Here is a 25244-nt window from a genome sequence, read left to right on the forward strand (position 1 = left end):
CGGATGGCTTGCGCCATATCTCTTAAGACACTATAACCATTAACTAAAATATTTGAATACGACTCCCCCCGGACAATAGCGCAATGAGTGACCGTTAATTTGTCTAAATATGTCTGATAGCGCTCACGCTGCACGTTGCGTGTTTTCCCTGCTGACGATAAGATTAGTCTGAACCCCCTGTATTGACTGACATACCCCTCAAATTAGAAGGTGAGAAAGGGGAATCACATCTTGCAACGCTTTATTACGCAGTTATCAGCACCCTGGTCGCTTTTTACTGATAACCGGGCTGGCTCTTTCTTGATATCAATTTCTCTGACGTTTCGGTTACGCCTCGGGGCTCCGGCATCTTTATGATCTGATTGATAGTCAAAAAGGTTATTAATCAATTAGCAGTGCCGTTGATGTTTTGGATAAAAATGAAAATACAATTCGATACGGCCTTTAACAGTAGCTATCTGTGTCAGCCGGTCTACACCATTGAAGGGAAATTGCTTGCCGTAGAATTAATTTGCCGCTTTTCCAGTGCAGACAGCAAGCTGGTTATGCCCACAGAACTGGTGTTAAACCTTCTCACACCACCGCAATTACTGCGTTTTCTCAATGAACAGCAAGTCTGGGCGGATCAGCATGCCCAATGGTTTAACGATAATCAGGTTATTTTGAATATCAGTGTTGAAGAAAAGCAGGTGGCTTTATTACTCGCGGATGAAAATCTCCGTGAGGCTTTTAAAGCACACCCTTTTATTCATCTCAATCTGAGTGAATCATTTCCGCAGCTTTCTCAGGGCAGAAACAACAACCAACTGGTCACACTGAAGCAAGATTTTACCTTGTGGCTGGAGAACTTTGGCTCCGGGAATATTACGATGGCGCCGATTTTCGACCATCTTTTTCAGTGGGTGAAACTGGATAAAAACCTCTTCTGGCAACTTTATGAGGGTGAACATTTTACGATCGTGATGCCGGCATTAATCCGCAATGTAAACCGTTTTTGCCGCAATATTGTGGTGGACGGGCTGGACAGTCAGGAGTATTTCGATGCATTGCATAAAAAGGATATAAAGGGCGTAAAAGGCCTGTTGTGGCCAGGCGTTGATCCCGCTGAGATGGACAGCCTGCTTAACCGGCCTGTTCAATTTCACTCATCGTCACTGCCGTCTTGATATTCAGGATCCCGGTCAGCACCTGCTGTATCGGGATTTTTCATCCCGGGCGTCGGTAATCTCCCTGCATTTACTCCGTGTTAATCACGACGGAGCAGACCTACACTAAAGAAAAGGGGGATTTATGCCACAATTCGAACACCATTATGCAGACCAACTGCCCGGTTTTTACACCGCGCTGCAACCGACGCCACTAAAAGGTGCGCGTCTGCTTTACCATAGCGAGTCGCTGGCGCAGGCGCTGGGGCTGGATGAATCTCTTTTCGGCGCTGACCACCGCGAATACTGGTGCGGTGAGAAATTCTTTCCGGGCATGCAGCCTTTGGCGCAGGTCTACAGCGGGCATCAGTTTGGTGTCTGGGCTGGGCAGCTGGGTGACGGGCGTGGCATTCTGCTTGGCGAACAGGTTTTGCCTGGCGGAAAGCGTTTTGACTGGCACCTGAAGGGCGCCGGACTGACGCCGTATTCGCGCATGGGTGATGGTCGCGCAGTATTACGGTCCGTCGTCCGTGAGTTTCTGGCTTCAGAAGCGCTGCATCATTTATCGATTCCAACCACCCGCGCATTGACGATTGCAACAAGCGATGAGCCTGTATTTCGCGAACAGCCGGAGCGCGGTGCGATGCTGATCCGCGTGGCTGAAAGCCATATTCGTTTCGGGCATTTCGAGCATTTCTATTACCGTAAACAGCCGGAACAGGTGAAGCAACTGGCAGATTATGTCATTGCTCATCATTGGCCGGAATTGCTGGAAAGTGAACCGGTTGAATCTTTGCGTTATCAGCGCTGGTTTACGGAAGTGGTGGAACGCACCGCCAGTTTGATGGCGCAATGGCAAAGCGTTGGATTCGCTCATGGTGTGATGAATACCGACAATATGTCTATTCTCGGGCTGACTATCGACTATGGTCCGTTCGGCTTTCTGGATGATTATCAGCCGGGTTACATCTGTAATCATTCTGACCATCAGGGGCGTTACAGCTACGATAATCAACCTGCCGTAGCCTACTGGAATCTACACCGGTTGGCGCAGACGCTGTCCGGTCTGATGACTACGGAACAGTTACAGGCGGCGCTCGGTGAGTATGAACCGGCGCTGATGAAAGCGTACGGTACACTGATGCGAGGAAAGCTGGGCTTCTTTACCGAGAATAAACAGGACAACGACCTGCTGACCGGTCTGCTGAGCCTGATGGCGAAAGAGGGCAGGGACTTCACTCAAACCTTCAGGTTGTTAAGTCATACTGAGCAACAACAGGCCCGCTCGCCGCTGCGGGATGAATTTATTGATCGTGAGGCTTTCGACAGCTGGTATCAGGCTTATCGCCAGCGTCTGCTGACGGAGGAAGTGGCTGACGCGACGCGCCAGGACGCGATGAAACAGTGTAATCCGAGAATTATATTAAGGAATTACCTGGCGCAGCAGGCCATTGAACGTGCCGAAAAAGATGACATCAGTGTGCTGACTCAACTGCATCAGGCGTTGCGCGATCCATACAGTGACGCGCCGCAATATGACGCGATGGCGGCACTGCCGCCGGACTGGGGAAAGCATCTGGAAATATCCTGCTCGAGCTGACAAAAAAGCCACAAAGCAACATGCCTTGTGGCTTTTTCCTTTCTGCAGGGCACTTACTGGCGCAGGAAAACCTGAGGCAACGCGGTGTCCGGATGCGGACAGACGTTTACATCGGCCTGATACCAGCGACTCAGGGTTTCTTCGCTCAGCACCTGAGCTGGTGTCCCGCTGGCGACCACTTTCCCGCTGTGCAGCAAGATAATCCGGTCGGCATACAATGCGGCAAGATTTAGATCGTGCAGGACACAACACACGGCAAGCGGTGTCTGTTGGGTCAGATGACGTAACAGGCGCAGCGCATGTTGCTGATGATATAAATCGAGCGCTGAAGTCGGTTCATCCAGAAACAGCCAGCGCGGGGCAGGCTCAGGTTGCCACAACTGGATTAATACCCGTGCCAGCTGAACGCGCTGTTGTTCGCCGCCGGATAGCTGGCGATAGTCTCGCTCAGCCAGATTCAGACAGCCTGTCTGCGCCATCACCTCTGCCAGCGCGCGCTGCATATTTTGCTGGCCGTGGGGCGAACGCCCAAGTGTCAGCACTTCGCGGACACTAAATCCGAAAGCCAGCGTACTGTTCTGGCGCATTACCGCACGTGTGCGTGCCAGTTCTTGTGGCTGCCAGTCGTTCAGCGGTTTGCCCATCATCGAACATTGTCCCGACTGGGGTGACAGATAACCGGTCAACATCCGCATCAGGGTCGATTTACCGGCACCGTTTGGCCCGATCAGCGCCACCATCTCGCCGCTTTCCAGACTCATCGAAACGTCATCAATCAAACGCCGGCCGTTGACAGAATACGTCAGGTTTTCAGCCATCATAAATGAGGAAATATCAGACATTGCGTGGCACTCCCGGACGCAGGATCAGCCAGAGAAAATACGGACCGCCGATCAAACTGGTCAGCAGTCCCACCGGCATTTCTGCGGGGGCAACCAGTGTACGCGCGAGCGTGTCCGCCAGTAATAACAGGCAGGCTCCGGCCATGGCTGAACCGGGCAACAGCCAGCGGTGATCGGCACCAATACGCATTCGTAAAAGATGCGGGATAACCAGCCCGATAAAACCGATAACGCCCGAAACCGCCACCGCGGCACCGACCAGCAATGCGCTCAGCAGCAACAACTGCAACTGGGTACGGCGGACATTCACGCCCAGATAATGCGCATCTTCCTCCCCCAGTTGCAGAATGTTCAGACGGCGTGCCATGAACAACGCGGCAATGCAGGCAGGCAGGATCAGCGAAGAAGCAACGGCCAGTGTCGGCCATTGTGCTTGTCCCAGACTGCCCATGCTCCAGAGCGAGAACTGACGCAACTGCTGATCATCACTGACATAAGTCAGCACGCCTACGGCTGCGCCGCACAGTGCATTGATGGCGATCCCCGCCAGTAATAAACGCGATAACCCGCCATGCCCGAAACGGCTCAGGGTGAAGACAATAGCTGAAATCGCCAGACTGCCGAAGAAGGCGCTGATCATATGGCTGTAGAGAGCCAGAAGCGGCGGCAGGGCGAGCGGCATGACAATCGTCAGTGCAACCGCCAGCGCTGCACCGCTGCTGATCCCAAGCAGTCCAGGATCTGCGAGGGGATTGCGAAAAAGCCCCTGCATTACCGTACCGGAGCTGGCGAGCGCACAGCCGACCACCACAGCCAGTAACACTCTTGGCAAGCGTATGCTCAGCCAGACCTGCCAAAGGTCATCGTCAAAAGGACGCGAAATTAACGTCCTGAGCGACAATGCCATCGCGCCGGTATTGGCCGCCAGAATAGCCAGTACCAGCAGAGCACCGCCGAGTCCGATCAGCGCCCAAACCGGCGAGCGGCGTCGTGATGGCATTGGGGGGCTCATGCTGCTCATTTCGCTTGTTCCGCCGCCTGACGAAGTTGCGCCATCACGGCCGGAGTTTGCAGACCAAAGCCCAGCAGCGACATATCATCCAGCACTAAAACGCGTTTGTTCTTGCCCGCAGGCGTCATCGCTACACCCGGTAATTTCCACACCTGATCCAGCCCGCCGAGCGTTTTGACACCGTCTGCGGTCAGCAGAAGAATATCCGGCGCACTTGCAATCACCCCTTCCTGAGAAAGCGGGCGGTAGCGGCTGAATCCCTGCATGGCATTTTTTGCGCCAACGGAGGTGATCATCGCATCTGCCGCAGTATTTTGTCCCGCCGCCATAGAAGACATGCCACCGTGGCTCATCACAAACAACATTTTCACCGGCAGCGCATCATGACGTATGGCCGAAAGCTGTGAACGATAAGTGGTGATCAGTTTCTCCCCTTCAGCCTGACGGTTGAGGGCCGCGGCGATTACTTCAATTTTCTCAGGAACGGTATTGATAGAAGGGGTACCCGGCACACGGACAACTTTCACGCCATTTTGTGATAACTGTTGCAACACCAGCGAAGGCTCTGCCAGTTCACTGCTCAGTACCATTGAAGGATGCATTGATAAAATGCCTTCGGTATTCAGCTGGCGCATATAACCCACATCCGGCAGCGCCAGAACTGCCTTCGGACGCAGACTGGTGCTGTCTCGCGCCACCAGTTCATTGCCAGCGCCGAGGGCGTAAACAATTTCAGTGACATCTCCGCCGATAGTGACCAGTTTTTCAGCCGCATGTAGCAAAGGTGCTGCCAGCAAAGTGCTGGCAGCGAACAGGGCTTTCAGAGAGAGTCTCATGCTGCAACGCCTTCGCCACTGAGTTGTGCCAGCTGCTCGCGCCACTGAGTCTGTTCCGGCGTGCCTTCGGTACGCTGTCCGTAAAGCTGGGCAATCTGAGTACCATCGGCAGCAAACAATTCCAGACTGGTGACGAAACCGTCTTTGGTTGGCTTACGGGTTATCCAGCTTTGTGTGATGGCGCTTTCCACCAGATGCAGCGTGAAGCGTTCATTGAACACGTTGATCCACTCACCGTGTGGCATCACTTTTTCAATCTGGCCGGTGAAGATCTGCACACAGCCACGGTTGCCCACGAAAATCATAATTTCGTTTTGGTCTTCTTTGGCGATATTCAGCAAACGGGTCAGGGAACCATTTTCCACGCGCCATGCCAGGTCATCGCCGACTGCTTCAAAGGCCTGCTGACGGGTGATGTCATGGCGTTTCAGCAACTGGAAGAACTGATGAACGTCAGTCATAGCGCGCCAGTCTGCATCGATAGCACTGGCATCAGCCGCTTTCCGGGCCGGAGTCGATGGCGCAGCTTCAATCTGCAATGGCGGATTGACGTCGGTTTTGTACTGCGCAATCAGCGCGTCCCAAGCCGCCATATCGGTTTCATCGGTGTTATAGACTTTATGCACTGCATCGCCGTGAGCATCAAAAAACTGAATACTGTGGCGAACGCCACGAGCCGTGGTTTCAGACATACTGAAAATATGCTGCCAGTGTTGCAGGAACAGGCGCAAATCCAGCGCGCGCGGGTTCAGAATCAGGCCAGCATGACCACTCAGATGCTGGTTTTCATAACGACCTTGTTGTTCATGAACGGCAAAATCGTTGCGGGTAATCGATTTTGTTCCACCGACATTTTCCAGAGCAGCCAGCAATGTGCGGGCATCAACATCAAGTCGTGCGGCATCATGGGAAACACGTAATGCAGTTAATTCTGCCTCACTGATACCCAAAATTTCCGCCAGATCGCGGGCATATTTACCCGGGTTCGCGTCTTTAGCCTGTAAATAATCCTGATAGTGAACTGAATGCATTGCCGTCTCCTCGTTAGCCTAAGTCACCCGCCCGCTGGCTGGTAAAAACTCGCGATGTTATGTGAATGATTTGTAATAAAACTCGGGTCAGTAGCCCGTTAACTTATACTTGGTAATGGGAATTAATATCAATTTGATAATCATTATCAAATCATTGCAAGAACACATCAAGAAAATTTTTGTTGATGGAATGTAATTTTTGCCAGGTAACCCTTTAATGTGAGAGGGATAGTGCAGTATTTACAGAGTGAAAAGCGCAGGGGGCAGGAAGGCGCGGCGAACCGCAGGCATAAAAAAGGGCAACGAAGTTGCCCTTTGAAAGGTTGCCAGAAAGTGATCAGAACCGGCTGTCAGTGGCCTCAGCCAGCATCGACAACAGGGTTTCAGTATCTTCCCAGCTCAGGCAAGGGTCAGTCACTGATTTGCCGTAAACCAGCGGCTTACCAGGATGAATCGCCTGAGTGCCTTCAATCAGGAAACTTTCCGCCATAATTCCGGCAATCGCTGAAGAACCACTGCGGATCTGCTGGCAAATATCTTCTGCTACTTCCAGCTGACGGCGGTGCTGTTTCTGACAGTTACCGTGGCTGAAGTCGACCACCAGACGCTGTGGTAAATCAAACTCAGCCAGATTCTGGCAAGCCTGCTCCAGATCCTCTGCATGATAGTTGGGCTTTTTACCGCCACGCATGATCACGTGGCCATAAGGGTTGCCTGCGGTGCGATAAATAGTCATCTGACCGCTTTTATCCGGTGACAGGAACATGTGGCTGGTACGTGAAGAACGAATGGCATCAATGGCGATACGCGTATTGCCGTCGGTACCATTTTTAAAGCCAACAGGGCACGACAGTGCTGACGCCATTTCACGGTGGATCTGGCTTTCTGTGGTGCGTGCGCCTATCGCGCCCCAGCTGATGAGGTCAGCGATATACTGTCCGATCACCATATCCAGAAATTCGGTGGCAGTCGGAATACCCAGCTCATTGACGGCAAGCAGGACTTTGCGCGCCAGCTCGATACCGTCATTAACACGGCACGACCCGTTAAGCTCAGGATCAGAAATTAATCCTTTCCAGCCGACAACGGTACGCGGCTTCTCAAAATACGTGCGCATCACGATTTCAAGGCGATTCTGATACTTGTCACGTAATACGCGCAGTTTTCCCGCGTAATCAATCGCCGCTTCAATATCGTGGATAGAACAAGGACCAACGACAACCAGCAAGCGCTGATCTTCGCCACTGACAATTTTTTCAATCCGTTTACGTGATTCCATCACGTGTTGTGCGACCGACGGGGAAATTGGCAATTTGTCTGCCAGTGCCTGAGGCGTAATCAGGCTGTCGATGCGCGTCGTACGCAGTTCATCTGTTTGTGACATGGTGCTCTCGAAAATTTGTTTCTTCTCTGCGGCAGGAATACCGGGAAGTGATGTCGATCACAATAACCCAAAAACAGATGAATTCAACCACTGTCAGCAGGATATGCCACCCAAATCAGGAAATGGATTCAGAACATACGACGGCTCATACCGAAGCTGTCCATAATCTTCGCTGATATCTCCTCAACGGAATAATTCGTACTGTTGAGATAGCGTATTTTGTTCTTGCGAAACAACGCCTCAACTTCCGACACTTCCATCCTGCACTGGCGTAAGGAGGCATAACGGCTGTTTTCAACGCGCTCTTGCCGGATAGCGGTCAGACGCTCCGGATCAATCGTCAGGCCAAAAAGTTTATGCATATGCGGTTTTAGTGCTGCTGGCAACTGGATGTTGTCCATATCGTCAGCAGTAAAAGGGTAGTTAGCCGCCCGGATCCCAAACTGAAGCGCAAGATACAGGCTGGTCGGAGTTTTACCGCAGCGCGAGACGCCCAGTAAAATCACCTGTGCCTGATCGAGATTACGCAGGGAAATACCATCGTCGTGTGCCAGCGTGTAATCAATAGCGGCAATACGCGCATCGTACTTGGTGATGTTGCTGGCCGTCAGACCGTGCGTTCTGTTGGCAATGGGCGTGGGGTCAACACCCAGCTCATTTTGCAGAGGCGCCACCAGCGACTGCACTATATCCTGGCAGAATCCTTCACTGCCCTGAATGATATCGCGGATGTTCGGGGAAATAATCGAGTAAAACACCAGCGGACGGGCTCCGGTTTTCTCAAAAATTTCATTGATCTGTTTGCAGACAGCTCTCGCACGTTCTTCACTTTCTACAAAAGGTAACGAGTAAGTGGTCGCATTGACCGGGAATTGTGAAAGCACTGCATGGCCCAAAACCTCTGCTGTAATCGCAGTACCATCCGAAATGTAAAACACGCATCTGTCCACAAATGACTCCTGAATTAAATCACTTCATTTTATTTATTCGCGCCAATCTTTTGGGGCTTATTAAGTAATAACCAGAATTGAAGGAAATAAAAAGAGTAATTCCTCCGCATTTCCATCTTATCTTCATTGCTGCGAGATACTGCGCAAAATGGCTGTAATAAATGAAATGCCATTTTAAATTTTTCGCGATCCCTCGCAGGTTTTTGATTTGCTTCAGCACAACTTCAGCAGCCCTGTTAGCATGAATCACAGACCGGAGACAGAGATAACTTCTTCATGATTCATAAGGAATAATGCTCATTTCCCCTCAGTAACAAAAATACTGATGCTGGATTTTTCCTAAACAAAAATAGTTTGATTTGCTGGAACGATTCACCTGTCCATCTTCTATGGATCATTATGCTAGTCTCAAAAAGACAGCGTTGTTTAATGACACAAAAAGTGTTTCAGGCAACCGTTGAATAACCGGTTTTACACTCCTGTTGACTATTACTGTAAATAAATAATAAAGGATTGTTTCATGGCTCATCTCGATCCCGATTTACGCAATGTTATCTGGTACAACCAACTGGGTATGAACGACGTTGATAAAGTCGGGGGCAAGAACGCATCCCTCGGGGAAATGATCACCAATTTGTCTGATTTGGGTGTTTCCGTTCCGAACGGTTTTGCAACGACGTCTCAGGCATTTAATGATTTTCTCGATCAGAGCGGCGTAAACCACCGTATCCATGAATTGCTGGATAAAACGGATGTGGACGACATCGCACAACTGACCAAAGCGGGCACGCAAATCCGTCAGTGGATCATTGAGACGCCATTCCAGCCAGAACTCGAGCAGGCTATCCGCGAGGCTTATCAGCAGCTTTCTGAAGGCGAGCCGGAGGCTTCTTTCGCTGTGCGTTCATCGGCAACGGCCGAAGATATGCCCGATGCGTCTTTTGCCGGGCAGCAGGAAACTTTCCTGAACGTTCAGGGATTTGATGCAATCATGACTGCCGTGAAACATGTTTATGCTTCTCTCTTCAACGACCGCGCCATTTCTTATCGTGTGCATCAGGGCTACGACCACCGCGGTGTGGCGTTATCTGCCGGTGTCCAGCGTATGGTGCGTTCAGACCTCGCCGCAGCTGGCGTGATGTTTACTATCGATACTGAATCGGGTTTTGATCAGGTGGTCTTTATCACTTCTGCCTACGGCCTGGGCGAAATGGTGGTGCAGGGGGCGGTGAATCCCGACGAGTTCTATGTACATAAGCCGACGCTCGACAAGAAAAAACCGTCGATTGTTCGTCGCACCATGGGCTCAAAGAAAATCCGCATGGTTTATGCACCAAGCCAGGAGCACGGCAAGCAAGTCCAGATTGAAGATGTGCCAGCCGAACTGAGCACCCGATTCTCCCTGACGGATGAAGAAGTGCAGGCGCTGGCGCGTCAGGCGATACTGATCGAAAAACATTATGGCCGCCCGATGGATATCGAATGGGCTAAAGATGGTCATAACGGCAAACTCTATATTGTTCAGGCGCGTCCTGAGACCGTACGTTCAAACGGTCAGGTGATGGAACGTTACCAGCTTAATGGCAGCAGCAAAGTGCTGGTGGAAGGACGTGCAATCGGTCACCGCATCGGTGCGGGGCCCGTTAAGATCATCCACGATATCAGCGAAATGCATCACGTTAAGGCAGGCGATATCCTGGTGACCGATATGACGGATCCCGATTGGGAGCCGATCATGAAAAAGGCATCAGCCATCGTGACTAACCGCGGCGGTCGTACCTGTCACGCTGCGATTATTGCCCGTGAACTGGGCATCCCTGCTGTTGTCGGTTGCGGAGACGCCACCGAGAAACTCACCGAAAATCAGAAAGTCACGGTTTCCTGTTCAGAAGGTGATACCGGATATGTGTATCAGGATGAACTGGATTTCAGTGTACAAAGTTCTGAAATCGATGAGCTGCCAAAATTACCGCTGAAAATCATGATGAATATCGGTAATCCGGATCGTGCTTTTGATTTCGCCTGCTTACCGAATGAAGGTGTCGGACTGGCGCGTCTGGAATTTATCATCAACCGCATGATTGGCGTGCACCCAAAAGCCTTGCTGGAGTTTGACCAGCAGCCGGCTGAATTGCAGGAAACCATCAATAAGATGATCCAGGGCTATGACAGCCCGCGCGAATATTATGTGGCGCGCCTGACGGAGGGGATCGCGACGCTCGGCGCGGCTTTCTGGCCAAAACGCGTCATTGTCCGTTTGTCTGATTTCAAATCAAACGAGTATGCCAATCTGGTAGGCGGCGAGAAGTATGAACCGCATGAAGAAAACCCCATGCTCGGTTTCCGCGGTGCTGGCCGTTATGTATCAGACAACTTCCGCGATTGTTTTGCACTGGAGTGCGAGGCAATGAAACGCGTGCGTAATGACATGGATCTCACTAACGTTGAGGTGATGATTCCGTTTGTACGCACGGTGGCGCAGGCGGAAGCCGTGGTCGCCGAACTGGCAAATCAGGGACTGAAGCGCGGCGAAAACGGGTTGAAAGTTATCATGATGTGCGAAATTCCGTCGAATGCTTTACTGGCGGATCAGTTCCTCGAACACTTTGATGGATTCTCGATTGGCTCGAATGACATGACTCAGCTTGCTCTGGGGCTGGATCGTGATTCCGGTGTGGTTTCTGAACTCTTTGATGAGCGAAATGACGCCGTCAAAGCGTTGCTGTCGATGGCAATCAAAGCCGCGAAAAAGCAGGGCAAGTATGTCGGCATCTGCGGGCAGGGACCCTCAGATCATCAGGATTTTGCGCAATGGCTGATGGATGAGGGAATCGACAGTCTGTCGCTGAATCCGGATACAGTTGTACAAACCTGGCTGGCGTTAGCGGAAAAGTAAATCGATTCATAAAGCAATTCCTAAATCATAAAATAAAGGCTGTCACTCACGGGTGATGGCCTTTTCATTTTTGTGCAAAGGAACTGGAAAATACTTATTTCAGTAAGGAGGAAACAGAAAACGAAGGTTTTTGGCCGGCAGTTTTATCAGGTAATAATAAAAGGTTACCGGAGAATGAAGTTAGCGGACAATAAATAAAAAAAAGGCCCGTCATAGGAGACAGGCAAAGACTACACACAGCAATTTGGGGTATACCGGCTCAGGGGAAAGCCTGTATATAAATCAGTGAGTTGAAATCCGAACTGTTAATAATACTAAGTTTCTCAAGGTATTTAGTCTGTAAGAATCCTCCTAATAGAGTTTATTCTCATACTATTTAGTGAGGGCAGTTATTGAGGAACGGATGGGACGTAAAATAGGGGGAGAGGAAAGGAATAAAATAACGGCGCTGCCACATTCAATTTTATGGGCAACGCCGTCAGAAAGTTACTTAATGAAGAGTTTATTCATCCAGTGCTTTTAAGGCTTCTTCCGGATCCATCTCTGGTTCAGGGGCTTCATGTACCCAGAGGGAAATCAGGCGATACGATACGGCCAGTACCACCGGTCCGATGAACAGCCCGATCATACCGAAGGCAAACAATCCCCCGATAACACCAGAGAGAATCAGCAACATAGGTAAATCTGCACCCATGCGGATCAGAACCGGACGCAGCACGTTATCAAGGGACCCGACCACGCAGCTCCAGACCAGAAGCACGGTGCCCCAGGTATTGTCGCCGGACCAGTAAAGCCAGATGATTGCCGGTATCAGTATCAGCAATGGGCCGATTTGCGCAACGCAGCAAACGAACATCACTACCGTCAGCACGGTAGCATAAGGGATGCCCGCAATCGCCAGCCCGATACCGCCAAGAATTGACTGCACAATGGCGGTTACGACCACGCCTAAAGCCACAGCTCGTATGGCCTGACCGGCGAGAATAACGGCAGCGTCACCGCGTTCTGCGGCCAGACGAATGGCAAAGTGGCGGATCCCTAAAGCAACTTGTTCGCCACGGCTGTACAACAAGGCACTGAACAACAGCATCAGCGAACAGTGGACAATAAACCGTCCAAGATGACCGGCCTGAGTGACAAACCACGCGGCTGTTTGTCCGACATACGGCTGAACCTTGGTCACCAGCGCATTCCCGCCGCCATTAATCAGCGCGTGCCAGCCGGTATACAGTTTATGACCCACTAGCGGAATGGAATTAAGCCAGTGGAAATCAGGCATATGCAGTGAGGAAGGGTGGCTGGCGATTTCTACCAGAGGCGCGCCATTTTCAATTGCGCTGCTGACCAGCATCGCAATAGGCAAAACAAATAATAAAATCAGTAACAAAGTCATGATGATGACGGCAAGGAAACGGCGTCCCCAAAGCAGCCGCTGGAGCTTAATCATCAGCGGCCATGTCGCGATAACCACCATGCCTGCCCAGACAAACCCAAGAATAAAAGGCTGAACGATCCAGATACTGGCGATGGTCATCAGTGCAATAAACAACACCCCAAACATAATCTGGGGTAAATCGTAACGTTTAATTGGGAGATTCATTCATGTTTCTCAATGTGATAAACCAAGTAAGGCACGAACCCTGTGCCTCCATACTTTGTATTTCAAACCCGGATATTAAATCCGGGGTATTCAAAATTCAGTGTGCTCATGATCCCATGTGTTCATGATCTGTGTGTTCAAAATCCAGCCAATCTGAAATAAGCATGGAACATCCGGCTGCTTTTGGATAGCTCGCCGCAAGATTAGTTGCAACGCGTTGTGCTGATACGCGATTTTTGCGATTCATCATGAAAGTAATGCAACAAACGGCAACCAGACGGAGCGCGGAAAAACGAAGTATGTTAGTTTTTATTCTGGGTAAATAACAGGTGGATCTGCAAGTCAGATCCGGCAGGTCGCCTCGGGCCCGCCAGGCATACAACAAAGACAGAGTCATAATTCAATGATCCCACAGATTTCTCAGGCGCCGGGTGTCATCCAGCTGGTGCTCGATTTTTTGGAAGCGTTAAAAAAGAATGGTTTTACGGGTGATGTCACAACTACTTATGCAGACCGGCTGACGATGGCGACAGATAACAGCGTCTATCAGTTGTTGCCGGATGCTGTCTTATTCCCGATCGCCACGTCAGACGTGGCACTGATTGCCCGTCTTGCAGGGCAGGAACGTTTTAAAACGCTGGTATTCACTCCGCGCGGTGGCGGTACCGGTACCAACGGTCAGTCGCTGAACCGTGGCATTGTGGTTGATATGTCCCGTCATATGAACCGCATTCTCGATATCAATACAAAGCAGGGATGGGTAAAAGTTGAAGCCGGTGTGATTAAAGATCAGCTCAATGATTATCTGCGCCCGTTGGGGTATTTCTTCTCGCCGGAACTCTCGACCAGTAACCGCGCCACGCTCGGCGGGATGATCAATACCGATGCCTCCGGGCAGGGCTCGCTGGTGTACGGTAAAACCTCAGATCACGTGCTTGGTGTCCGGGCCATTGTGCTTGGCGGCGACATGCTGGATACCACGGCGATCCCGACAGAGCTTGCAGATAAACTGGGTGAAGAAGATTCGGTTATCGGGCGGATTTATCGCACGGTGCTCGACAGTTGCCGCGACAACCGTGCGCTGGTAATAGAGAAATTCCCAAAACTTAACCGTTTCCTGACCGGATACGATTTGCGTCATGTGCTGAGTGATGACCTGCAAACCTTTAATCTGACACGAATTCTGACCGGATCAGAAGGCTCGCTGGCCTTTATTACTGAAGCCCGTCTGAACATCACGCCAATCCCGAAAGTGCGTCGTCTGGTCAACATCAAGTATGACTCTTTCAACTCGGCCCTGCGCAACGCACCTTTTATGGTGGAAGCGAAAGCTCTTTCAGTAGAAACCGTTGACTCAAAAGTGCTGAATCTGGCACGTGAGGATATTGTCTGGCACAGCGTGCGTGACTACATCACGGATGTTGAAGGCAAAGATATGCAGGGGCTTAACATTGTTGAGTTCGCTGGCGATGATGCTGATCTCATCGAAAACCAGGTGAGCGCATTGTGTGAGCGTCTTGACGGGTTGATGAGTGACAAAGAAGGCGGTGTGATTGGTTATCAGATTTGCGCCGATCTGCCTGGTATAGAGCGCATCTATAACATGCGTAAAAAAGCCGTCGGGCTGCTGGGCAATGCCAAAGGGCAGGCTAAACCCTTGCCATTTGCCGAAGACACTTGTGTTCCGCCTCAGCATCTGGCGGATTACATCGTCGAATTTCGGGCGCTGCTCGACAGCCATCATCTGAGCTACGGAATGTTTGGTCACGTGGATGCGGGTGTATTACACGTACGTCCGGCGCTGGATATGTGCGATCCGCAGCAGGAAATGTTGCTCAAGCAAATTTCCGATGAAGTCGTCGCACTGACGGCAAAATATGGCGGGCTGCTGTGGGGCGAGCATGGAAAGGGTTTCCGTGCCGAATACAGTCCGGCTTTCTTTGGTGAAGAATTGTTCCATGAGTTACGCCGGATCAAAACCGTGTTCGACCCGGACAACCGCCTCAACCCAGGTAAGATCTGTGCGCCGCTGGATTGCGATGAACCGATGATGAAAGTGGATGCGGCGAAACGCGGCACACTGGATCGCCGTATTCCGCTGGAAGTTCGTCAGTCATTCCGCGGTGCGATGGAATGTAACGGCAACGGGTTATGTTTCAATTTCGATGTGAAAAGCCCGATGTGCCCGTCGATGAAAATCACCGGCAGCCGCATTCATTCGCCTAAAGGTCGTGCAGGTCTGGTGCGCGAATGGTTGCGCCTGCTGTCAGAACAGGGCGTTGATCCGCTGGCGCTGGAAAATGCGCTGCCTGAAAAAGGGCTAAGTTTCCGTACCCTGATTGATCGCACGCGTAACACCTGGCACGCCAATAAAGGCGAATATGATTTTTCGCATGAAGTGAAAGAGGCGATGTCAGGCTGTCTGGCCTGTAAAGCCTGTTCCACACAGTGTCCGATTAAAATTGATGTTCCCGGATTCCGATCGCGGTTCCTGCAGCTTTATCACACACGATATCTGCGTCCTGCTCGTGATCACTTTGTGGCCGGCGTGGAAAGCTACGCACCGCTTATGGCAAAAGCACCGAAGTTGTTTAATTTCTTCCTCAAACAACCCTGGGTGCGTGAAATGAGCCGGAAAAGTATTGGCATGGTAGATTTGCCTTTACTCTCTTCCCCGACATTGCGTGAGCAGCTACTTGGACATCGCGCCAGTACGATGACGCTGGAGCAACTTGAAGCCATTTCTCCCGCGCAGCGTGGCGAATACGTGCTGGTAGTTCAGGATCCGTTCACCAGTTTCTATGATGCGCAGGTGGTGGCTGATTTTGTCCGGCTGATTGAGAAGCTTGGCCTCAAACCTGTTCTGTTGCCATTCTCTCCGAACGGTAAAGCGCAGCACATTAAAGGCTTCCTCACTCGTTTTGCGAAAACAGCGAAGAAAACGTCGTTGTTCCTCAACCGTGTTTCGCAATTAGGAATGCCGATGGTCGGCGTCGACCCGGCGCTGGTGCTGTGTTATCGCGATGAATATAAGGAGATCCTGGGCGAGTCGCGTGGCTCATTCCAGGTACAACTGGTGCATGAATGGCTTGATGTGTGGCTGGCTGAACGCCCGGCACAGCAGCAAAGCGGCGAATCCTGGTATCTGTTTGGTCACTGTACGGAAAGTACGGCGTTGCCAAACAGCGGCAAGCAATGGGGTGATATTTTTGCCCGCTATGGCGCGAAGCTGGAAAATGTCAGTGTCGGCTGCTGCGGAATGGCCGGAACGTACGGCCATGAAACTAAAAATCTTGAGAACTCTCTGGGGATTTACGAGCTTTCCTGGCATACCTCTTTGCAGCGGTTGCCGCGCCAGCGCTGTCTGGCAACCGGTTATTCATGCCGCAGTCAGGTCAAACGTATTGAGGGGAACGGTGTTCGCCATCCCTTACAGGCTTTGCTGGAAATCATTCCCTGACCATTAAGGAAGCATTATGTCACTCTGGAAACGCAGTACCACGCTGGATGCCCTGAATCAGCGCAGTCAGGGATGTATGGTTGGGCACGTGGGAATAGAATTTACCCAGTTGGGCGAAGATTTTCTTGAGGCGACCATGCCCGTGGATAGCCGCACGACACAACCTTTTGGCCTGCTGCATGGCGGGGCATCGGTGGTTCTGGCGGAAACCATGGGATCGATGGCAGGCTATTTGTGCTGCGAAGGCAGCCAGACGGTGGTCGGCGTGGAGATTAACGCCAGCCACATGCATTCAGCACGCGAGGGACATGTGCGCGGTGTGTGTCGTGCATTGCGCGCCGGGCGCCGCAGCCAGGTCTGGCAAATCGAAATTTTTGATGAGAAAGGAAATCTTTGCTGCGTGTCGAGGTTGACCACGATGGTGATTGATCACTGAAACAGGCTCTGTCAGTTATCTTGATTCATCAGTTATCTTGAGTCGTGTTTCAGGGAAGGGCGGATACATTAATCATGTGTCCGCCTTTTTTATTTGTCTTAAAATTGGTGTAACACATTGAAAGTAAGTCAAAGCTGGAAAGGGACGCGTTTCGCAAAGTCAGTTTGAAATGCCGTTGCTTTTTCCCAGATGCCCATCATGGCATAATACTGACAAATGAGTTTTAACGTATGCCGCGCAAAATGATAACTCTGAACACGAAAGAGCTCACAGCGGACAACACTGTTGATTTCCAGAATCAGGCGGTTGTGCAATTTGCAGAGCGCATGCAGATAGCTGTGATCATCGCCGTTTTGCAGGCACAGGTTAGCCATTTCCAGACAAATGTTGTTGAAGCGTTTGAGCTGACATAAATGTGCATCAGGACGTCGTAAGGCCGCATCAGCCATGTAGAAATCTACTGTGGCATCGCGGACATTCGATTTGTATTCGTCGATCTTGCCTTGCAACCACGCATTTACCGATTGAACCATTCTCAGTATTCCGGGTTATCTGAATGATAATCATTATCAAAGAATGACCATCATATTGGCAAAAAATGACCGGATCAACGTTTTCATCGGTTTTTTTTCATTTTGTTGTGCGAAAGCAGATAAGCAAAAAGAGCTTTAATTTTTTCGGTTGTGGCGAATTCATAAATAGGCATTTCCGATGAATGTTTTATAATAGACACAATGAAAGCTATTAACCCGCAATGTTTATAAGGTTAATTTTAATTTTTAACAAAAAATTGACAATTTATTCAATCAGTTGATGGTTGCGGTGTTCAAGACCCGCCAGCGACCAGGTGTTAACCCGATGCACATTGAGCGACTTTCCTCATGGGCAATCGCTATACCCTCTTAAAACAAGAGGTTGAAGTGGTACCTGTTATCACTAGAATAGAGACAATAGGTCTTGTCTATGACCGTAAAATTACGAGGTAAGACAGATGCAAACTGAAACTGTCGGCTCTTTCTCTTTAGACGACAACGTATGGCAAGGTGTGAGCCTGACTGATTCTGCCGCAAAACAGATTAATACTCTGATGGCGCAGGATCCTGAGGTCAAAGGTCTCCAGCTCTCGGTGAAACAATCGGGCTGTGCCGGCTTTGGCTACGTTCTGGATTTAACCAAACAACCAGCCAGTGATGATCTGGTGTTTGAACATGACGGCGCTTTGCTGTTTGTTCCGCTGAAGGCCATGCCTTTCATCGACGGAACTGAGGTAGATTTTGTCCGTGAAGGACTGAATCAGATATTTAAATTCAATAATCCTAAAGCTCAGCATGCCTGCGGGTGTGGCGAAAGTTTCGGCCTGTAAGAAACGGCTTTCAGTTTTTAAGATTATTGTAAACAAAGCGATGTAACCAACATGTCACGAAGCAACGTAGAAATTCCAGATGATGTGCAGTCTTGGGTCGGCGAGGGAACGAACTATAAAGAAGGGTTCTTTACCCAGCTTGCAACCGATGAATTAGCATCAGGCATCAACGAAGATGTGGTGCGTGCCATTTCCGCGAAGCGTAATGAGCCTGAGTGGATGCTGGAGTTCCGTCTGCAGGCTTATCATGCCTGGTTGAAAATGGAAGAACCGCACTGGCTCAAAGCGTATTACACGCCTCTTGATTACCAGGATTACAGCTATTATTCCGCGCCATCATGTGGCAGCTGCGATGATACCTGCGGTTCTCAGCCTGGCGCTACGCAGCAGCCTCCGGAAAATTCGCACAGCATTCCTGCGCTTGATGGCGCTCTTGACAATAAAAACTACCTCACCAGTGAAGTAGAAAAAGCTTTTGAGCAGCTGGGTGTTCCGGTTCGTGAAGGCAAAGAAGTGGCGGTCGATGCAATTTTCGACTCCGTTTCTGTCTCCACGACTTACCGTGAAAAGCTGGCGGAATCAGGCGTTATTTTCTGCTCATTCGGCGAAGCCATTCACGAATATCCTGATCTGGTGCGCAAATACCTCGGTACAGTGGTGCCTGCGCAGGATAACTTCTTCGCCGCACTGAATGCTGCCGTTGCTTCTGATGGTACCTTTGTTTATGTGCCAAAAGGCGTGCGTTGCCCGATGGAACTGTCGACTTATTTCCGTATCAACGCGGCGAAAACCGGCCAGTTTGAACGTACTATTCTGATTGCCGATGAAGGCAGTTACGTGAGTTACATCGAAGGGTGTTCGGCGCCAGTTCGTGATACCTACCAGCTGCACGCTGCGGTGGTGGAAGTGATTCTGCACAAAGATGCGGAAGTGAAATATTCCACCGTCCAGAACTGGTTCTCCGGCAGCAAAGACAGCAGCGGCGGCATTCTGAACTTCGTGACCAAACGCGCATTGTGCGAAGGCGCGGGTTCGAAAATGTCCTGGACGCAGTCTGAAACCGGCTCAGCGATCACCTGGAAATACCCAAGCGTTATCCTCAAAGGTGATAACTCTATTGGTGAATTCTTCTCGGTTGCACTGACCAGCGGCAAACAGCAGGCAGATACCGGCACCAAAATGATCCACATTGGTAAAAATACCAAGTCGACCATTATCTCCAAAGGTATCTCTGCGGGTCACAGCCAGAACAGCTACCGCGGTCTGGTGAAGATCCTGCCAAGTGCAGAAAACGCGCGTAACTTTACCCAGTGTGACTCAATGCTGATTGGCGCCGACAGCGCAGCGCATACCTTCCCGTATGTGGAAGTGCGTAACAATACCGCGCAGCTGGAACATGAAGCCACAACGTCAAAAATCGGCGATGACCAGCTGTTCTACTGTCTGCAACGTGGTATCAGCGAAGATGACGCGATTTCCATGATTGTTAACGGTTTCTGTAAAGATGTCTTTTCCGAGCTGCCGCTGGAGTTCGCTGTCGAAGCACAGAAACTGCTGGCCATCAGTCTTGAACATAGCGTCGGTTAATTCGCCGACGTTTTTTCCTCCCGGTGTAGCGTGGTGTGACGTCAGCACCGGGCAGGTTTTAGTTCAGCACAGTCAAAGCATAAACAGAATTAAGAGCGCGCAGGCGCAAACTCAAGGATACGTATGTTAAGCATTAAGAATTTGAAGGTCCGTGTCGAAGAAAAGGAAATTCTGAAAGGCCTTGATCTGGAGATCAAACCGGGTGAAGTACACGCCATCATGGGCCCGAACGGCTCAGGTAAAAGTACGCTCTCCGCGACACTGGCTGGCCGCGAAGATTACGAAGTCACCGACGGCTCCGTAATCTTCAACGGTAAAGATTTGCTGGAACTCGCTCCGGAAGACCGCGCTGGTGAAGGCGTCTTTATGGCTTTCCAGTATCCGGTGGAAATTCCCGGTGTGACTAACCATTTCTTCCTGCAAACTGCGGTAAATGCTGTGCGTAAATACCGCGGACAGGAACCGATGGACCGTTTTGACTTCGCTGATTTCATCGAAGAAAAAATCGAAATGCTGAAAATGCCTGCTGATTTGCTGACCCGTTCAGTGAACGTTGGCTTCTCCGGCGGTGAGAAAAAGCGTAACGACATTCTGCAAATGGCAGCCCTTGAGCCAAACCTGTGCATCCTGGATGAAACCGACTCCGGTCTGGATATCGATGCCCTGAAAATCGTTTCTGACGGTGTTAACACACTGCGTGACGGCAAACGTTCATTCGTTATCGTGACCCACTACCAGCGTATCCTCGACTACATCAAGCCTGACTACGTGCACGTTCTGTATCAGGGCCGCATTGTTAAATCCGGCGATTTCACCTTGGTTAAACAGTTAGAGGAGCAGGGTTATGGCTGGCTTACCGACGAAGAGTAATGCACCTGCGGCGGGCAGTTCGCACGCCATGCAGCAGCTTTACCGTCTTTTTGAAAGCCGTGGCGGTGAACAATCCACTCACGCTCATGCACACTGGCAACAGGTGCTGCGCCTGGGTTTCCCGCACGCAAAACTGGAAGACTGGAAGTACACTCCGGTCTCTTCACTGCTGGGTAATCAGTTCTTTGCTCCGCAGCAACAGGCACTGACTGTTGAACAGGTTAAATCGCTGGCGCTGCCAGTGGATTGCTACCGTCTGGTATTCATTGATGGCCGTTTCGATGCGGATCTCAGTGATTCTGATACCGGTGCTTTTGAAATTGAAAAACTGAGCCCGGCGGCGCAACAGACGTTGCCTGATCCGATTCAGTCAGAAGTGTTTTTGCACCTGACCGAAAGCCTGGCGCAAGATTCCCTATCTGTACGTTTGCCCGCGGGCAAGCAGGCCGAGAAGCCGCTGTATCTTTTACATCTGAGCAGCGGTCGTGACCAGTCACGCGAAATGAACACCGTACATCATCGCTATCATCTGGCGATTGAGGGCGGTGCGAATGCAGAAGTGATCGAACATTATCTCAGCCTGAACGATCACGGCCATTTCACCGGAGCACGTATGACGGTGAATGTGGGCGATAATGCCGATTTCACGCATTACAAACTGGCCTTTGAAAGTCAGGCAAGTTTCCACTTCTCGCATAACGATCTGGTTATCGGTCGCGATGCACGTGTTGCCAGCCATAGCTTCCTGCTGGGAGCGGGTCTGACCCGTAATAACACCAGTGCTCAGCTTAACGGTGAAAACAGCGAGCTCAACATTAACAGCCTGGTTCTGCCGGTTGATTCTGAGATTGCTGATACCCGTACTTATCTGGAACACAACAAAGGTTATTGCAACAGCAACCAGTTGCATAAAGTGATCGTGAACGATCGTGCTAAAGCGATTTTCAACGGCATGATCAAAGTGGCGCAGCACGCACTGAAAACCGACGGCAAAATGACCAACAACAACTTGTTGCTGGGCAAACACACTGAGGTTGATACCAAACCGCAGCTGGAAATTTATGCCGATGATGTGAAGTGCAGCCACGGTGCTACTGTGGGTCGTATCGACGACGAACAGCTTTTCTATCTGCGTACCCGTGGGATCAGCGGTCAGGATGCACAGCAAATGATCATCTTTGCTTTTGCCGCTGAACTGACGGAAGCCATTGAGAATGAAACCCTGCGTGAAGTCGTGATTGCCCGTATTGCAGGCCGGCTAAATCGAGGTAAGTAATGAGTTTTCCACTGGAAAGAGTACGTAGCGATTTCCCTGTGCTGAGCCGTGAAGTTAACGGCCAGCCGCTGGCCTACCTTGATAGCGCGGCCAGCGCACAGAAACCGCGTCAGGTCATTCAACGTGAAATGTCTTTCTTCGAGCAAGGTTATGCTGCGGTTCACCGCGGCATTCACACCATGAGCGCGGAAGCCACCGAGCAGATGGAAAACGTCCGCACGCAGGCCGCACAATTCATGAATGCTGCGTCGGCAGAAGAAATTGTCTTCGTGAAAGGTTCCACGGAAGCCATTAACCTGGTCGCCAATACCTGGGGGCGTGAGTTTTTACAGCCCGGCGACCATATCATTCTGACCGAAATGGAACACCACGCGAACATCGTGCCATGGCAGATGCTGGCGAAAGAACGTGATCTGCATATTGATGTCTGGCACCTGACGCCGCAGGGAGAGCTGGATTTATCGCAGCTTGAATCCCTGATCACGCCGCGCACTAAATTGCTGACGCTGGCGCATGTTTCTAACGTGCTGGGCACCGTTAACCCGATCGAAAAAATCATTCCTCAGGCGAAAGCAGCAGGGCTGACCGTTCTGGTGGATGGCGCGCAGGCGGTGATGCATCACGCGGTTGACGTTCAGGCGCTGGGTTGTGATTTCTATGTCTGGTCCGGGCACAAACTTTACGGACCTACCGGTATCGGCATTCTGTACGGTCGCAAAGCGTTGCTGGAGCAAATGCCACCGTGGGAAGGCGGCGGCTCAATGATCAAGCATGTCAGCTTGACCGAAGGGACGACCTTTGCCGCGGCTCCGTGGCGCTTTGAAGCGGGTACTCCAAATACCGGCGGTATCATGGGGCTGGGCGCCGCCATTGAATATGTGACTGAACTGGGTCTGGAGAATATCCACGCTTATGAACAGGAGCTGATGGCTTACGCGCTGAAAGCGATGGAGCAGGTGCCGGATATTCAGATCTATGGCCCGGCGACGCGTGCAGGAGTGATTGCGTTCAATCTGGGTAAACACCACGCCTATGATGTCGGCAGCTTCCTTGATCAATACGGTATTGCCATTCGCACCGGTCATCACTGTGCGATGCCGTTAATGTCCTTCTACGGTGTACCGGCTATGTGCCGCGCATCGCTCGCGATGTACAATACCCGTGAAGAAGTCGACCGACTGGTCGCAGGACTGCAACGTATTCACCGGCTGTTGGGGTAATCCCGCCAGCCTTGATCAGGATGTTGTTATGGCTTTGCCCGATAAAAATAAGTTAGTCAAAAACTTTTCCCGGTGCCCGAACTGGGAAGAGAAATATCTGTACGTGATCGAACTGGGTGGCCAGTTACCGGCTTTGGCGGAAGAACATCGTCAGGATGAAAACCTGATTTCCGGTTGCCAGAGCCAGGTATGGATTGTGATGCGTACTGATGAAAACGGTGCGCTGACCTTTGAGGGTGACAGTGATGCTGCCATCGTGAAAGGTCTGGTGGCGATCGTGTTCAGCCTGTATCAGGGTCTGACTCCGCGTGATGTGGTAGAGCTGGATGTGCGTCCGTTCTTCACGGAGCTGGAACTGAGCCAGCATCTGACGCCTTCACGCTCGCAAGGGTTAGAAGCGATGATCCGCTCGATTCGTGCTAAGGCTGCTGAGCTGTCTTAAATCAGCCCCGCAGTGCTGCTTTGCTCATTAGGAATTGTCTGCTAATGAGCAAAGCAAATTCTCCGTTCTGCCTTTCGCAATTCGTTTTTAGTCTGATTTTTCAATTCACTATCTTTGCCATTTTCGCCTGACTCTCTTTCGGTAACTTTCTGATTTTCTGTGGTTTGATTGCCACAAGATTCTGCGCTGCTAGTATTACCAGACGAGATAATGTCTTGCCTCAGATTGTCTGAGCGCAGGCCGAAAAAGGACTGAGTATGAGACGCGCATTACCCCTTCTGGCAATGTTAGTTGGCACGTTTATGGCAACGCATTCCATGACCGCAAGTGCAGCAGAATACCCTTTGCCGCCGGATAATAGCCGCCTGATTGGCGAAAACACGACTTATGTGGTGCCGAATGACGGCAAACCACTGGAAGACGTGGCAGCGAAATACCAGATTGGCCTGATCGCCATGCTGGAAGCCAATCCCGGCACGGATCCTTATCTGCCGAAAGCGGGAACCGTACTGACTATCCCTTCACAAATGCTGTTACCTGACACGAAACGTGAAGGTATCGTGGTGAATCTGGCAGAACTGCGTCTGTACTACTATCCGAAAGGCGAGGATAAAGTCATCGTCTATCCGATTGGTATTGGCCAGCTGGGTCGTAACACGCCGGAAATGGTCACCTCAGTCAGCCAGAAAATCCCTAACCCTACGTGGACGCCGACGGCCAACATCCGCAAAGCGTATCTGAAAGACGGCATTACGTTGCCGGGAATGGTACCTGCTGGTCCGGATAACCCGATGGGACTTTTTGCGATGCGTCTGTCGGCCGGAACAGGGCAGTATCTGATCCACGGTACCAATGCCAACTTTGGTATTGGTATGCGCGTGAGTTCCGGCTGTATTCGTCTGCGTCCGGACGATATCGAAGCGCTGTTTAACTCAGTTCCTAAAGGGACCCGCGTGCAGATTGTGAATCAGCCAATCAAGTATGACGTGGAGCCCGACGGTAAGCGTTATATCGAAGTGCATCAACCTTTATCGCACACCGAAAAGGATGACCCGCAGACCAAACCGATTCCGCTGACTGCAGCAATGAAGAAATTCATCAGGAACGATGAGACTAATGCTGCAATGGTGAAAGAGGCGATTACCCGCCGCTCAGGTATGCCTGTCGTGGTGAGTGTGGGTGATAAGGCAACAGATACGCCACCACCTGTTAATGAGCCGCAGACGGCAGCTTCGGCACAACAATCTGACGTGACAACCGCAAGCACGCAGTAAACGTTACAAAAACGTTTCAG

20 protein-coding genes and 1 other RNA gene are annotated in these 25244 nt (G+C 51.0%); 12 read left to right on the forward strand and 9 right to left on the reverse strand.

The window, feature by feature from the left end; translation table 11 throughout:
- Positions 1 to 362: 362 nt before the first annotated feature.
- Both CKQ54_RS11770 and CKQ54_RS11775 read left to right on the forward strand, forming a co-directional pair.
- Positions 363 to 1166, forward strand: a complete 804-nt coding sequence (locus tag CKQ54_RS11770) for an EAL domain-containing protein (protein ID WP_244220202.1) — start codon at positions 363 to 365, stop codon at positions 1164 to 1166.
- A 124-nt stretch (positions 1167 to 1290) separates the two neighbouring features.
- Complete coding sequence (locus CKQ54_RS11775) at positions 1291 to 2745, forward strand: protein adenylyltransferase SelO (protein WP_120161779.1); 1455 nt, start codon at positions 1291 to 1293, stop codon at positions 2743 to 2745.
- Between the two features lie 53 nt (positions 2746 to 2798).
- Here CKQ54_RS11775 and CKQ54_RS11780 read toward each other — a convergent pair whose 3' ends face one another.
- The 6 genes from CKQ54_RS11780 to ppsR form a co-directional block, all read right to left on the reverse strand.
- On the reverse strand, positions 2799 to 3587 hold the full coding sequence (locus tag CKQ54_RS11780) for a heme ABC transporter ATP-binding protein (RefSeq protein ID WP_120161780.1): 789 nt from the start codon (positions 3585 to 3587) through the stop codon (positions 2799 to 2801).
- A complete protein-coding gene (locus CKQ54_RS11785) occupies positions 3580 to 4608 on the reverse strand; it encodes a FecCD family ABC transporter permease (RefSeq protein ID WP_167459633.1) in 1029 nt (342 codons plus the stop codon). The genes CKQ54_RS11780 and CKQ54_RS11785 overlap by 8 nt, the downstream gene beginning before the upstream one ends.
- A complete protein-coding gene (locus CKQ54_RS11790) occupies positions 4605 to 5435 on the reverse strand; it encodes a heme/hemin ABC transporter substrate-binding protein (protein WP_120161781.1) in 831 nt (276 codons plus the stop codon). Before CKQ54_RS11790 ends, CKQ54_RS11785 begins: the two co-directional genes overlap by 4 nt.
- Positions 5432 to 6466: a hemin-degrading factor gene (locus CKQ54_RS11795; RefSeq protein ID WP_120161782.1), complete on the reverse strand. Its 1035-nt coding sequence runs from the start codon at positions 6464 to 6466 to the stop codon at positions 5432 to 5434. Before CKQ54_RS11795 ends, CKQ54_RS11790 begins: the two co-directional genes overlap by 4 nt.
- A gap of 337 nt (positions 6467 to 6803) precedes the next feature.
- A complete protein-coding gene (locus CKQ54_RS11800; protein WP_120161783.1) occupies positions 6804 to 7850 on the reverse strand; it encodes a 3-deoxy-7-phosphoheptulonate synthase in 1047 nt (348 codons plus the stop codon).
- Positions 7851 to 7978: 128 nt separating this feature from the next.
- Positions 7979 to 8800: a posphoenolpyruvate synthetase regulatory kinase/phosphorylase PpsR gene (ppsR, locus tag CKQ54_RS11805; RefSeq protein ID WP_112287956.1), complete on the reverse strand. Its 822-nt coding sequence runs from the start codon at positions 8798 to 8800 to the stop codon at positions 7979 to 7981.
- A 520-nt stretch (positions 8801 to 9320) separates the two neighbouring features.
- Between ppsR and ppsA the strand changes: the two genes are divergently transcribed.
- Positions 9321 to 11696, forward strand: coding sequence for a phosphoenolpyruvate synthase (gene ppsA / locus CKQ54_RS11810; protein WP_120161784.1), 2376 nt, complete (start codon positions 9321 to 9323; stop codon positions 11694 to 11696).
- 195 nt (positions 11697 to 11891) lie between these two features.
- Here ppsA and rprA read toward each other — a convergent pair.
- An RNA gene (rprA, locus tag CKQ54_RS11815) (antisense sRNA RprA) lies at positions 11892 to 12002 on the reverse strand.
- 196 nt (positions 12003 to 12198) lie between these two features.
- A complete protein-coding gene (ydiK, locus tag CKQ54_RS11820) occupies positions 12199 to 13296 on the reverse strand; it encodes an AI-2E family transporter YdiK (RefSeq protein WP_112287953.1) in 1098 nt (365 codons plus the stop codon).
- A 403-nt stretch (positions 13297 to 13699) separates the two neighbouring features.
- Here ydiK and ydiJ point away from each other — a divergent pair, with 403 nt between their 5' ends.
- Both ydiJ and CKQ54_RS11830 read left to right on the forward strand, forming a co-directional pair.
- Positions 13700 to 16756 carry a D-2-hydroxyglutarate dehydrogenase YdiJ gene (gene ydiJ / locus CKQ54_RS11825; protein WP_120161785.1) on the forward strand — a complete coding sequence of 1019 codons (3057 nt, stop codon included), beginning with the start codon at positions 13700 to 13702 and terminating at the stop codon, positions 16754 to 16756.
- A 16-nt stretch (positions 16757 to 16772) separates the two neighbouring features.
- Positions 16773 to 17192 carry a hotdog fold thioesterase gene (locus CKQ54_RS11830; RefSeq protein WP_120161786.1) on the forward strand — a complete coding sequence of 140 codons (420 nt, stop codon included), beginning with the start codon at positions 16773 to 16775 and terminating at the stop codon, positions 17190 to 17192.
- Positions 17193 to 17320: 128 nt separating this feature from the next.
- On the opposite strand, the gene CKQ54_RS11835 is transcribed toward CKQ54_RS11830, so the two are convergent.
- A complete protein-coding gene (locus CKQ54_RS11835) occupies positions 17321 to 17725 on the reverse strand; it encodes a hypothetical protein (protein ID WP_120161787.1) in 405 nt (134 codons plus the stop codon).
- 458 nt (positions 17726 to 18183) lie between these two features.
- On the opposite strand from CKQ54_RS11835, the gene sufA reads away from it, so the two are divergent.
- From sufA to CKQ54_RS11870, 7 genes are all read left to right on the forward strand, one after another.
- Positions 18184 to 18555, forward strand: coding sequence for a Fe-S cluster assembly scaffold SufA (gene sufA / locus CKQ54_RS11840; RefSeq protein WP_112287949.1), 372 nt, complete (start codon positions 18184 to 18186; stop codon positions 18553 to 18555).
- Between the two features lie 51 nt (positions 18556 to 18606).
- Positions 18607 to 20142 (forward strand): Fe-S cluster assembly protein SufB, encoded by a 1536-nt coding sequence (gene sufB, locus CKQ54_RS11845; protein WP_120161788.1) that lies wholly within the window; start codon positions 18607 to 18609, stop codon positions 20140 to 20142.
- Positions 20143 to 20265: 123 nt separating this feature from the next.
- Positions 20266 to 21012, forward strand: coding sequence for a Fe-S cluster assembly ATPase SufC (gene sufC, locus CKQ54_RS11850; protein WP_112287948.1), 747 nt, complete (start codon positions 20266 to 20268; stop codon positions 21010 to 21012).
- Positions 20987 to 22288, forward strand: coding sequence for a Fe-S cluster assembly protein SufD (gene sufD, locus CKQ54_RS11855; protein ID WP_120161789.1), 1302 nt, complete (start codon positions 20987 to 20989; stop codon positions 22286 to 22288). Before sufC ends, sufD begins: the two co-directional genes overlap by 26 nt.
- On the forward strand, positions 22288 to 23508 hold the full coding sequence (sufS, locus tag CKQ54_RS11860) for a cysteine desulfurase SufS (protein WP_120161790.1): 1221 nt from the start codon (positions 22288 to 22290) through the stop codon (positions 23506 to 23508). Before sufD ends, sufS begins: the two co-directional genes overlap by 1 nt.
- 28 nt (positions 23509 to 23536) lie before the next feature.
- Positions 23537 to 23950 carry a cysteine desulfuration protein SufE gene (sufE, locus tag CKQ54_RS11865; protein ID WP_120161791.1) on the forward strand — a complete coding sequence of 138 codons (414 nt, stop codon included), beginning with the start codon at positions 23537 to 23539 and terminating at the stop codon, positions 23948 to 23950.
- Between the two features lie 257 nt (positions 23951 to 24207).
- Complete coding sequence (locus tag CKQ54_RS11870) at positions 24208 to 25224, forward strand: L,D-transpeptidase family protein (protein WP_120161792.1); 1017 nt, start codon at positions 24208 to 24210, stop codon at positions 25222 to 25224.
- The last annotated feature ends 20 nt before the right edge of the window (positions 25225 to 25244 follow it).

The sequence above is a fragment of the Rahnella variigena genome (genome assembly GCF_003610915.1).
GTDB lineage: Bacteria > Pseudomonadota > Gammaproteobacteria > Enterobacterales > Enterobacteriaceae > Rahnella > Rahnella variigena.